The sequence below is a fragment of the Legionella bozemanae genome, from assembly GCF_001648595.1.
In the GTDB taxonomy this organism is placed as follows: Bacteria; Pseudomonadota; Gammaproteobacteria; order Legionellales; family Legionellaceae; genus Legionella; species Legionella bozemanae.
Map to the genome: position 1 here is coordinate 26416 of NZ_LBAW01000015.1, position 12847 is coordinate 39262.

The window sequence follows — 12847 nt, forward strand, 5'->3', positions numbered from 1 at the left end:
TGGATTTTAATAACAGGAAGCTTGTTTATTTTGAAGGCCCCACTGGTATCATTTTGGAACTCGCAGAATTGAAAAACCCCTAATTCTTTTATTTTCTTACAGAGGCTCAAGGCTCTACTTCAAACCCATCCCAAACCATAGGCCATACCCGGCATCCTACTTCAAATACCAGGCATTTTTTCAATAACTCCTCAATGACTTGCATTGATTTTAAGTAAAGCAAGTAAGACCACGAACATCATCGTAAATACGGTAACCAGAGCCATCGACGCATAAATATCTAAATGAGTTGAAGCACCTAAAGGGTCAACTAATTGTGATAAACCTTGTATCCCATAAATAGCGACCGCTTCTCTCCAAAAGTTTTTAGAAGAAAAAACAGAATGCTTGCTCATAGCCATAACATCATGCTTGGCAATATAAACCGCAAAAATTTGATAGATAATATAAACCACAAAAAACCAACCAAAATAATTTTGCAACGGAACACCAAAATATGGTCCCCCATCCCTCCATACCCATAATGAATAGACGGTCGAAGACAGAGGATCCATACATACATCCCACATCACCATAATAAAAGCAGCGATTAAAGGTACCAGAAATATCTGCCTCCCAGTCAGTGGCGTAGCATACTGTCCTAAAAGTATATGAGCCAGAATCCACGAAGCGTAGCCCGTTCCAAAATAAGCAAACATAATAATAAGAGGCACCTGAAACAACCTAGGCCCAGCTAATTTATCATAATAATAATGCCCAAAAGGAAAGCCCGTCTGAATGCTTAGTGCTTCAAAAAAGTGGCTGATCAACCACGTTATAATAAAAAATAAAATGAGATTTTTTAATCCATATCGCTCTTTACCATGCAGGCAAGCTGAAATAAAAATAGTCAAGACGAGAATAATAGGTAAAAACATCACAGCGAGTGGGCCATGCCAGACAGCAGAAAAAAGAGTTGCCAGAAAATAAAGAGTAATCACTGTCCATCTGATACTACTACTTCTATTTTTTGTCGCTTCATTTTTGGTCATTTAACGTGTCCTTACTCGTATGCCCATTTGAACAACCTACACCTATAAATTACCCGATTTAAGCTTCATTTAATAGATGAGATTTTGTAGAAATGATGGTGCAGCTTAAGTAGTGTTTAATGATACTATTGGGTCCTTAAGCGAAACAGTACAAGTGATTTATGCTAAGCATTTTCACTGCAACACGATGAAGGATTTACTTAAGGGGAACGCAGGATGCACGAACAAACCAATCTTCTAAGCTCACTCCGAAGATTGTTATTTTTATTATTCATAAGCTATATAAAGTGGTCAGCTGCTAATACGCCTGTATCACTCAATTACCCCCCAGCCATAGGGAATTTTGCTCTGGCAACGTCACAACAGCCTGGCCCTTTTTTTTCTTTTGGCCAAAATATTATTGACAAGAATCAATTTATTGTTTCTTTCAACCCCAGCTACTTATATAGCCAGACCCAACGCATTTTGGACGGAACTCCTTCCATCCTTTATGGAATCACAGATTCAGCCTCGATATTACTCACTTTGCCTTATGCTTTCAGTTATAAAAATGGTAATCAAAGCTTATCTGGTATCGGCGATCTTGCTCTTGATTTAGAATATGCATTTTATAGTCACGAAAATTCAAAATATTCAGATCAAGCAACCATTATTTTCTCGCCTACGTTCCCTGTCAGCAATTTAAATGAAATTTCTAAAAAACTAAATCCAAGCAGCCGTGTATCAGGATTTTCTAAAAAAAATGTCCCCTCTAGTTTCGATACAATGACTTATTTTATTGGCGCCACTTACTCGCGTATGCTCGTTGATTGGTATGGTTTCATTGCCCCAGGAGTTTTATTCGCAAGCAAAAAAGACGCAATTCAACAAGGAGCGCAATATTATTATAATTTTGGGATAGGGCGTAACATCAAAAGCGCAGAAAAAAAATACATCCTTTTTGGATTGCTTGAAATAAATGGCCAATACAGTGTTAAAACCCAACTTGACTCGCATAGTGCCCCCAACACGGGCGGAAATATTATTTATGCAACCCCGTCGCTCTCATTTTCTACGCCCAAAATAATGATTCAGATCGGTCTTTCCTTGCCTGTCTCCCAATATTGGTATGGCAATCAAAGTAACATCTCTTATTATACAAGCGGTATTATTACTTGGACTATTCACTAGAGGTCGTTTTTGCCTACTTGCCGTGCTTTATGCACGGTATCCAGTCAAGCGTGCATAGAGACCAGAGCTGGATTCCGCACATAAAGCGCGGAATGTAGGCTTTTGGATTATATTTTGATTTTATATTATGCTCTTCAAGGTGCTTACCCTGCCTATTTCGTCACGAACACGCGTTAATAAAACATTAATTTTTTTTTGTTTATACTAAAATAGTATTAAGCCAATAAGTTACTGATATTATGCCAAGACATATGCTATTTTCAGACGAAATGGATTTCATCGTGACGCAATATCTCGAAGGGAAAGCAGAATGGAAGAAGCGAGAAGTAGGCGTCATCATTCCTACGCTGGAAGATCCGGATGGAATGAATGTTACTTATTTTTACAACCGAGAAAAAAATTCTGTTGTCATTCCTAGCCCATTAGCTGTAAAAGATGGCGAAGGTCTTGGTGCCGAACCTTCTTATCAAGCAACCGTAGCGGCTATTGCAAGGCAATTATTAGGTACTGATCGTTTTAATATTTGCAGCTCTTTATTGGGAAAAGGCTCTGGAGAGCGTCATTATGTCGCACTTTATCATGCACAAAATGAAAACGAAGAAATGAGTATTTTTGACTCAAAAATAAGTAAGCCGAAACGATTTTTCAATTCTTCTAATGCACCGTCTATTTGGGAAATGGCATGGGGATACTTCACAGCTCCGTTTAAGGCATTTGGATTATGGGCATTTAACATTGGCAAACAAATCAATGCTACTTTTTTAGATCAGCAGCTGACTAAAATTTAAAATAAAAGTGACTGACAGTAAATCGTGTCTCAGGGATACATCACAATAAACTTTGAATTTATAGTGGTAAATCAAGAGTAAGATTTAGTTAAAAATTTTGTTTGTTTTATTTACAAACCATGCATTTCTTATCTATCCTAAACGTTCAATTTTTACTTAACTCAAACATAAGCACCAGATTATTTTCTGGAACATTGATTGCACATATCCTTGATGTCCGTTAATTTTGGGTTCTCTTTTTCTGAGCATTGTAAGAAAAACTATTTGGTCAATTTGCATGAATAAACGAATTAAATTAAAAAGTTATAATGAATTACTCTCAAAGATTACTCATTTATATTTTATAAAAAAGCAATTTATTTGCGCCGCTTTGTTGTTATTAGTTGCTCCATGGTCTTGGGCAAAACATTTTTATGACACCATAATCATTGGGGCTGGCGTATCTGGATTAACTGCCGCAAAGCAATTACATCAAGCGCACCAAGATATACTTATTATTGAAGCAAAAGATCATCTCGGCGGCCGAGTGCATACAGACTATAATTGGGGGTTTGCTATTGATCTGGGAGCTACCTGGATTCACGGGATTGAACACAACCCGCTAATCCCTTTGTTAAACCAACAAACTATCGTGCTCAATAGTTATAATAACTCCAAATCAACCGACATGCTAAAAGACTTTGCTTTGTATAATAGTGAAGGACAACCTGTATCAGATAACTCTTTAAAGTTATTTTCCAGTTTGACTTATGAATTTATACGTTACAGTAAAACGCAAAATATCATGCTCTCCTTTGCTCAAAATTTTACTGCATTTGCACAGAAAAAAAAGTTGGATGCTGAGCAGCGTGCCTTACTGCATTATGCATTGGAAAATATTTACACTTATGAATTTGCTGATGATTTGACGCAATTATCACATAATGTTTATTCTGCATACGAAGGCTCAACTTCTTCTGGCAAAAATGCATTTATTCCTGCAGGTTATTTTCAGCTTTTTCAACAATTTTCACGACATATTCCTATCCATTTGCATCAAATTGTCCAACAAATTGATTATGCTGACGATGATGTCCGTGTCATTACTCAAAAGGATACCTATCATGCCAAACGCGTGATTATCACGGTTCCCTTAGGTGTACTAAAAGCCAATAAAATTATATTTCATCCCTCCTTACCTAAAGAAAAGAGTAATGCAATAGCCCAATTAAAAATGGGAAATTATGAAAAATTATATTTGCTGTTTGATAAAGTCTTTTGGGATAAAAATAAAGAATGGATTGGTATGTTACCCAAAAATGAGGAGGAAGCGTTTAATATCTTTAATTATTACAAATACACCAAAAAACCCATTCTCATTGTATTTACTGCTGGTAAGCTTGCACGTGATATGGAAAAAAGAGGCCATTTAAAAGAATGGGCCATGCATCACTTAAGAACGATTTATGGTGTGAATACTCCTGAGCCAATTAAAGTAAAACAATCGCACTGGATTAACGATCCATTTACTCTCGGCAGTTATTCTTATTTACCAATCAATGTTGATAAAAATGTTGTTGCATTATTAGCTAAGCCTGTAGCTGGCAAACTCTATTTTGCCGGAGAAGCAACTTCTACAACCGATCCAAGTACCGTCCATGGCGCTTATTTATCCGGCCTGCGAGCTGCTCATGAAATACTAACCAAAAACCACTTTTATATGCAGCAGCCCAACAAAGAGGCATCTTCTTCGAACTCATCAGTCAAACGCACATCCTCGGGATAATAATTACTTAAATACTTGACGCAGGCTTCAATTCTTTAAGTTGCTTATCACCTTAAAAAGCGTCCATCTATATAAATGCTATAAGCTGCAATTGCCAATAGCAGCGCCGACAAAATGGTCATACCTACTCCCAAAAGAGCCATCCCGAAAGAAACTTATTAAGCGTGTTATATTCCTCAACCTCATTTTTTAATAGCGGAAATCGCTTGTTGTATTACTTTCAATATCAATCAATTTATATTCATAATAATCAAAAAACATCATTTCATTTCATAATGTTTTGTTTTTATTGATTATTTAAGTTCTAAAAAGTTCTCAATAACAACAAAAAGAATCCGAGAAAACCAAAAAAATATAATTTTTTACAAAACGTATTTTTTCATTATAATGTGTTCATATTTTCTATTTTAGAGGATTCCTATGGCTAAAAATACACTGTTTAATTTTCTTTTTACAAATGAAGCTACTGTCCAATTACCTCAAGGTCATAAGCTGGTATTAGACAGCAACAAAGAATCTCATAAGTACTACCGAATTGAATGCCACAAGCCAGTGCACGTTATCGTAAAAGACAAAGAAAATCTGTATACGTTGGACAAACACCACATTAGTGTGTATCAACATGAATATCGTGATAATCCAAAATTAAGTCAATATCATTATACCGCTGAATTTACAAACCAATTAGGTGGACACTATCGTCTCCACGTTTACTTCAATGCTTTTGATAATTTACTCCCAAATATAACCTTTGAGGAAAAAACCAATAATGGTTATGAATTGGTAGACAGCAAGGACTTGAAAAGCCAATTCATCCACTTGGCACTCAAACATACAGATCCTTTAATTAAAAAACTGAGACAACAACATAATGAAGCCATTAGAGTGTTGGAAACCCGTTATAATGAGTGTGACGAGCGTCTTGCACAACATTTTGATTCTCAAAAAGAGGATACAATTGGCGCGTTACAGATCACTAAAGAAGCATGTGACATATTAAGAAAACTTATTCCTCTTGTTCGCTCATCTAATTACCCCAAATTTCTTCGCTTTCACGAAATGGCAGCTCGCTCCCTTCGAGAACGGCATTCCATTCAAGTTGCAGCTGACGCCACTTCTCAAATAGAAAATTTGAATAATACATCCATTAATGTCCACGAAAACATTTCATCACATGTCGAAGTTACTTCACAGAATGCAGCCTCTTCAAAAGAAGAAGTTCCCCCAGCAGATATTACTTGCTCCCAAGCAGAAGAAGCTGCCACAGCAAATATTACTTTCTCTCAAGTAGAAGAAGCTGCCGCAGCAGATGTTGCTGTCTTGCCAAAGATAAAAACGAATTCCTCAAAAAAATCGAACACTCAGACTGCTCACGAATTGGAGCTCGAACTCAAGAAATTAAGTTCCCAATTTGCAAAACTTACTGAAGCTCCCAAAGAAGTACAAGCTAAAAAAATAGAGCGATTATTGGCTAAAACATATGGAATCAGTTTGCTCTATGAGCGTCAAATTAACGTAAAAGATCTACAGCAAATACAAAAAATACGTCGAGGCTTGCACGCACTTGGCGCTAATTTATTACCCAACTTACTCTTTAATAAGCAATTTGAATTGGCTTCCTTATTAACTTCTTTTCATCCTCTATTACGTGACGAAAAATACCTCCGGGTCGCCTTGCAAACACGAAATTCAAAGTTGTTGGATTTTATTTTGGAGTATGGCGACATTGATGTAAATAATCTGCCTGTCACCGTACGCAAAACATCTTATCCATCTGCAGTACACGCTTGTTTTTACGAAGACAGCTCTTCAAACTCTATGACTGAATGTTTCTCAGTACTCATCAAACATGGGGGCTCCCTTTTTGCACCAGACAATAAAAATAAGGATTTACCGCTTGCTTATTCAATACTCTCCAGCGATACCCATCCACTATTTAAAGCATTACAAATGAATCGTGACAAAACAATTAATTCCATTGATTTTTTAAAAAATTTGATTGTTTTACTGCGCGCTTATTTGGAGCGAAATGATCTTAGTGTGTCAGAATTGAATTCTATCGAATTAGAATTAAAAAGATTTGAGGTAGAATTGGAAGCGTTGCAAAATCCCCAGTTGAGCGATTCAAGCTCACGCTATTTAACGAAACGGGCTAATTCCCTCGAGGAAAAATATTTCGGTTCTCTAATAAATAAATTGAAGAAAGATCCCAATATCATTGCCGTAAACAGAGAACTACAAATAGCAACCTCTAAACTCGCCTCAAAGCTCACCAAGGCGCAAAGACGACAAGGATGTATTGCTGCAACTAATAATCTTGAAAATCTGGATAAGCTATTAGAAGGAATCGATATGACCGATATGGATTTCGATTTTATAAAAACTGAGGTTCTAAAAAATTTAAACAATAATTTACAATTAATTGAGAAAAAATCTCAACTCATTGATGTTCAGAAAGAGATAACTCGCTATCAAATTTATAGCCGAAGAGGAGGCAGAAAATATCGAGAACTACTCAGAGAGCAAGATACATTACTGCAAGAGATAAAGAGATTAGAAAGTGAAAATTCTCTGAACCTAAACAGTGAAGACCTGGAAAATACTCTGGAAGCGCTTGAATCCATTACTGAAACTCTCGAATCCTTAAATGGAATGAGTAGCTTATTAACTCGATTTTCCAGTTTATTTGCTTCCATTGCTCAGGCCACCCCAGCTCTGCCTGCAGATGAAGCCGAGGAAGCAGATTTCGCTTTATTAGACTTGGATGGTAATAATCCTAAAAAAGCCGCATTGGGATAAGTTAAAGGATATCCAGTTCTTGCATTAGAATTGTAGCCTGGGTGAAGCAAAGCGGAACCCGGGTTTACGATCGCTACTTCCCGGTTATGGCTTGCGTTCTTCATCCAAACTCACTTCTATATTAATCGATTAGGGTAATGCAAAATGCCAATTCATCGCTCTGGACAGACCTTCGAGCATGATTTCACCACGGATGCTATTGCCTTTCGCATTCACTCTAGGGCTTAATACTACAATTCCTGCTTTACCAGGAACAACAGCAATCGTATAACCAGACACACCACTTTTAGCAGGCATACCCGTTTTAACCATATGCGTCCCTGTTTCATCATAAAGGCCACACGTTGCCATAATTGCTAAAGTGATCTTACAGGTATCGGTAGAAATGATTTGGTTCCCACTTTCTGGATCTCGTCCCGCATTAGCTAATAAAGTAGGTAGGAATAGCATTTGTTCTAGCGTAGCTTCATAGGAACAAAGCGCAAAATACAAATCCAATGTTTCATAAACATCCGTTCCAAGGTTGTTTCTACTTTTTAATAAATAGGCAAGAGCACGATTGCGATTACCCGTTCTTTTTTCAGAAGTAAAAACCAGTGGATTAATGCTGAGCCGTTGATTAAATAATTTTTGAGTCCAATGCTCTAACCAGCCAAATTGTTGTTCCCCATTGCCTGGAATATGGGAGCATAAGGTAATCGCTCCAGCATTTAACATGGGATTTGAAGGTTTAGGGCCAAATTGTTCCAAACGAGTAATTGACGCAAAATCATCCCCGGAGGGTTCAACCTTAACCCATTCAAATACCTGTTCCGCACCAAATGCTTCGAGCAAGCCAATCAAAGGAATCATTTTGGCTGTACTTTGCAATGTTACGGGATTCAATGGGTAGTTGCTATAAGAAAGAGCTTGTTCACCTAATGGTTGGACAGCAATCGCAGTCAATTCCGGGTTCACGTTGGCAAGCTCTGGAATATAATCCGCAGTTTTACCTTCTTGATTCAACTCTGCGGCACGAACCAAATCTTCGAGCAAATGAATTGTTAGCAATGATGACATAGGATCCTTAGCCTGAAAAAGCAGCCATTATGATAAATTTAGCACATTAAAACAAATAAATTTGCAGGAAGGATTAATTAAAAACTTAACGAAGGCACAGAGGTTTCGCCGCTTACCGGTAAAAGTAATACATAGCTTATCTCTCCGTGACTGTGGTGAAAAAATTTAATGCAAGGAACTTTAAAACAGGCCAACCATTCAGTAATCACCTCATCAATGAATGCTTAAATCAATGGATTTTGATCGTAAAGGACTAGAAGGTGAAATAATGCCTAAGGTATCACCTTTTTGCAAAGGTCTAGGTCTTATATTGTTCATGTTCGCCAAACTCATTCTTCCTGAATATTCTTAATTTTATCAATGTGAGACAGATATAAAACATATTATAATTTTGTCAAATACTCTATACTTAAGGCCAAATAAAGGAATTTTACTCCCCCTTATACGCGTGTGATACTATGGATAATAATCATATAGTTGTGCTCAATTCAGGCTCTTCAAGTATTAAATTCGCGGTATACGAATTAAATGCCTCCTTACCCAAACTCCTGCATGGTATTGTTGAAAACATTCGTGAGTCCCCTGTTCTGAAATTGTACGATGAAAATGATGTCTTAATTCGAGAAAATCATTTTGAAAAAGATCGCGAATACAGCTACTTTTATGAATTATTATTTTCAGCCTTAAAAACCAATCAATTTGGTTTTCAAATCAGCGCCATAGGACATAGAGTAGTACATGGCGGCAATGAATTTCATGCCCCTGTCTTTATTTCCTCTGACATCATGAAAAAATTAGAAAAACTTATCCCTTTTGCTCCGTTGCATCAGCCATACAACCTTGAAGCAATTGAGAGTATCAGTAAACTCGCTCCTGAATTACAGCAAATCGCTTGTTTTGATACGGCATTTCATACCACTCATCCAAAGACAGCAGATCGATTTGGCCTTCCAAGAAAATTTTTTGAAGCGGGGATAAAACGTTATGGTTTTCACGGGCTTTCCTATGAGTTTATCATGCATCAATTGAAAAAAATTACCCCACAAAAGTACTTGGGTCGCATTGTCATTGCCCATCTGGGAAATGGCGCCAGCATGTGTGCGGTCAAGCAAGGCAAATCAATAGACAGCACTATGGGTTTCACCGCATTGGATGGACTCATGATGGGTACACGTTGCGGCACTATCGATCCAGGCGTCATTCTTTATCTTTTGCAATCTGAAAAAATGAGCCCAGATAAAATTCAAAATTTACTTTATAAAGAGTCGGGCTTGTTAGGTGTTTCCGGCATTACTTTTAATATGCAAGAGCTGCTTGCAGAAAAAAATCCGCATGCAAAAGAAGCAATTGAGTTGTTCGTCTATCGTATACGTAAGGAACTCGGAGCACTTACTGCGGCACTTGGCGGATTGGATGTCTTGGTTTTCACTGGCGGTATTGGAGAAAATGCCTGGCAAATTCGTCAAGCGGTTTGTCAAGATAGTGAATGGCTTGGTATCGAAATCGATACGACTTTAAATAAGACAAAACAATTAATGATTAGCAGTTCCAAAAGTTTTGTCGACATTTATACGATCCCGACTGATGAAGAATGGGTTATTGCCAATCATTGTTATCATCTTATTAAAAATAAGGAATTATGACATGGACAGTACATTACTTGCAGGGAAAAAGGCTTTGGTGGTTGGCATTGCCAATGAACATTCCATTGCCTTTGGTTGTGCCCATGCGTTAAAAATGGCTGGGGCTGATCTGGCAGTCACTTATTTAAATGAGAAAGCCAAGCCATTCGTGGATAAAGTTGCCAACTCGCTTCAACCCTCCATTTATCGTCAATGTGATGTAACCCAAGAGCATGATTTGGATAATTTATTTTTGGACATTGACAAAAAATGGGGGCAAATTGACATCGTGGTTCACTCAATTGCTTTTGCTCCCAAACACGATTTACAAAATCCTGTGCATGAATGCTCTAAAGAAGGCTTCCTCATGGCCATGGATATTTCCTGTCATTCATTTATCCGTATGGCGAATCTGGCAAAACCGCTGATGAAAAATGGGGGCTCATTGTTTGCCATGTCATTCTATGGAGCAGAAAAAGTCGTCGATAATTATAATCTCATGGGACCAGTTAAGGCTGCATTAGAGGCTTCTGTGCGTTATATGGCAGTAGAACTGGGTCCACAACAAATTCGCATCATCGCCCTTTCTCCCGGCCCTCTAAAAACACGCGCTGCTTCAGGTTTGGGAAAGTTTGATGAGTTACTTCAGCTTGCAAAAGAAAAATCTCCCTTAAGATCGTTGGTTGATATCGATGATGTAGGAGCAATGGTCGTTTTTCTTGCGAGCCAATATGCTAAAAACATTACTGGCGATGTCATTTATATTGATAGTGGATACCATATTATTGATTAGGTCTATTGACACTTCTACTCGCTTGGCCAAAAAATGATGCTTAACTTCCTAAATCCCTCAATAATGCGTTAAAATAATAGTGAAAATCACTGATGCGATAATGTAAATAATGGAAGGCCGTAATGAATATCAATCAAAAAATCACTTGTCCTATTTGTCGAAAACAAAATACCTGGTACTCCGAGAACCGGTTCAAACCTTTTTGCTCTCATCGATGTAAACTCATTGACTTAGGTGAGTGGGCGAGCGAAGATCGGAAAATTCCTGGAAATCCGCTTGATCCAGACCTTAAAATTGCTGTTTATGGCCAAGACGAGTAACTCTTTTCTCTACTTAACCTCTATGAATGATGCAGCCAGGTTCCACCAGTGTGTTGACAGAAGTTTGTCATTGATTAAAAGCGTCTGGATATTGCGCATAAAGTGTGACATGCAGGCGGAGGGCGGGTGAGTTTTTTTCATAAAATCAGTCTGCTTAAGCAGCATGACCTTCAGAATCATCAGCGTCTTTTTGAGGAGGATAAATTCTTACTTTAATAATTTTTGAGGGACTAACTTTTTCAATTTTGGCATGAAACTCTGGGAATTCAATGTATTCTCCTTCCTTAGGTAAGTAGCCCAAGCGATGAATAAATAATCCATTTAAAATATCAATCTCATCGTCTATATCGATATCCTGGTTCAACGCTTGTTCTAAAAAATAGATGGAGCAGTTACCTGAAGCAGAGATGCTCCCATCCTCATTTAATACCCAATCCACTTTAGTACGGTGAAACTCATCTTTAATTCGACCAATCATTACCTGCAGTAAATTATCAAGTGTAACAAATCCCAAAATCGTGCCTTTACCACTGTAAACAAGTGCAAAATGAGACATTCCTTCACGGAATTTATGTAATAAATCCAGTGCGGGCACACGACGAGACACTTTGATAATCGGTCGGAGAAGTGATTGCAATTCTTTGATCTCCCCATGTTGATAAAAGATAGGAAGAAGATCTTTGACATGAATAATCCCTATAACATCTTTTTTATCTGGATCATAAACTGGATAACGGCTGTAACGATGTTTCATAATGATCTCGATGATTTCCTGGATAGGCTTGCTTATATTGAGCATGACCATTTCTTCATTAAATCGCATCACTTCAGTTACTTTCAGGTCCGCTAAATCCAGAGTGTGTTCAATGATTTCAACCTCCTCTTCCGTAAGCTCACCATGAAGATGGCTTGCGCCTAAAAGCAGTTTTATCTCATCTGTCGAATGAAAATACTCACTCTGATGCACTTCATCTAATTTAAAAACCCTTAAAAGAAAATTTGAGCAGGTATTGAGGAACCATATTGCAGGATACATGAGCCAATAAAAACCATATAGAGGTATGGCCGTCCACACAGACACTCGCTCTGACTGACGAACCGCAAGGGATTTAGGCATTAACTCCCCAACGACAATATGAAGAAAAGAAATAAATGAAAAGGCGACAAAAAAAGCGATGACCGTGATTAATTGTGGTGAGCTTACACCAATAAAAGTCAGAAATGGTCTCAACAGATCAGCAAAAGCCGGTTCTCCTATCCAACCCAATCCAAGTGAAGCAATCGTAATACCGAGCTGACATGCAGATAAATACGCATCAAGATGTTTATGTACATGAACTAAAATTCTTCCGCGTACACCATATATATCCTTGATCGCTGCAACACGAGTGGCCCGCAGCTTTACCATTCCAAATTCGGCTGCCACGAAAAATGCATTCAGTAAAACCAATAGAAACGCTAATATAATCTGCAAAAAATTGATCACCAGGAATTTCCTTG

At 37.8% G+C, this 12847-nt stretch carries 10 protein-coding genes; 7 read left to right on the forward strand and 3 right to left on the reverse strand.

Translation table 11 applies throughout. From position 1 onward, the window contains the following. Positions 1-191: 191 nt before the first annotated feature. Positions 192-1031 carry a carotenoid biosynthesis protein gene (locus A8O27_RS11795; RefSeq protein ID WP_058458213.1) on the reverse strand — a complete coding sequence of 280 codons (840 nt, stop codon included), beginning with the start codon at positions 1029-1031 and terminating at the stop codon, positions 192-194. Between the two features lie 216 nt (positions 1032-1247). On the opposite strand from A8O27_RS11795, the gene A8O27_RS11800 reads away from it, so the two are divergent. The 4 genes from A8O27_RS11800 to A8O27_RS11815 all read left to right on the forward strand — a co-directional run bounded on the left by A8O27_RS11800 (position 1248) and on the right by A8O27_RS11815 (position 7553). Continuing rightward, complete coding sequence (locus A8O27_RS11800) at positions 1248-2201, forward strand: hypothetical protein (RefSeq protein WP_115684334.1); 954 nt, start codon at positions 1248-1250, stop codon at positions 2199-2201. Between the two features lie 281 nt (positions 2202-2482). Continuing rightward, on the forward strand, positions 2483-2989 hold the full coding sequence (locus A8O27_RS11805; RefSeq protein ID WP_058458214.1) for a hypothetical protein: 507 nt from the start codon (positions 2483-2485) through the stop codon (positions 2987-2989). Between the two features lie 277 nt (positions 2990-3266). Continuing rightward, positions 3267-4754: a flavin monoamine oxidase family protein gene (locus tag A8O27_RS11810; protein ID WP_058458215.1), complete on the forward strand. Its 1488-nt coding sequence runs from the start codon at positions 3267-3269 to the stop codon at positions 4752-4754. A gap of 420 nt (positions 4755-5174) precedes the next feature. Continuing rightward, positions 5175-7553: a hypothetical protein gene (locus A8O27_RS11815; protein ID WP_058458216.1), complete on the forward strand. Its 2379-nt coding sequence runs from the start codon at positions 5175-5177 to the stop codon at positions 7551-7553. 129 nt (positions 7554-7682) lie between these two features. Here the strand turns inward: A8O27_RS11815 and glsA are convergent, their stop codons facing one another. Next, positions 7683-8612, reverse strand: a complete 930-nt coding sequence (gene glsA / locus A8O27_RS11820; protein WP_058458217.1) for a glutaminase A — start codon at positions 8610-8612, stop codon at positions 7683-7685. Between the two features lie 458 nt (positions 8613-9070). On the opposite strand from glsA, the gene A8O27_RS11825 reads away from it, so the two are divergent. The 3 genes from A8O27_RS11825 to A8O27_RS11835 all read left to right on the forward strand — a co-directional run bounded on the left by A8O27_RS11825 (position 9071) and on the right by A8O27_RS11835 (position 11347). Continuing rightward, positions 9071-10255 carry an acetate/propionate family kinase gene (locus tag A8O27_RS11825; protein WP_058458218.1) on the forward strand — a complete coding sequence of 395 codons (1185 nt, stop codon included), beginning with the start codon at positions 9071-9073 and terminating at the stop codon, positions 10253-10255. Between the two features lies 1 nt (position 10256). After that, positions 10257-11027, forward strand: coding sequence for an enoyl-ACP reductase FabI (gene fabI / locus A8O27_RS11830; protein WP_058458219.1), 771 nt, complete (start codon positions 10257-10259; stop codon positions 11025-11027). Positions 11028-11149: 122 nt separating this feature from the next. After that, positions 11150-11347, forward strand: a complete 198-nt coding sequence (locus tag A8O27_RS11835; RefSeq protein ID WP_058458220.1) for a DNA gyrase inhibitor YacG — start codon at positions 11150-11152, stop codon at positions 11345-11347. A gap of 154 nt (positions 11348-11501) precedes the next feature. On the opposite strand, the gene A8O27_RS11840 is transcribed toward A8O27_RS11835, so the two are convergent. After that, entirely contained in the window at positions 11502-12833 is a 1332-nt protein-coding gene (locus A8O27_RS11840; RefSeq protein ID WP_058458221.1) for a hemolysin family protein, read from the reverse strand. Positions 12834-12847: the final 14 nt, after the last annotated feature.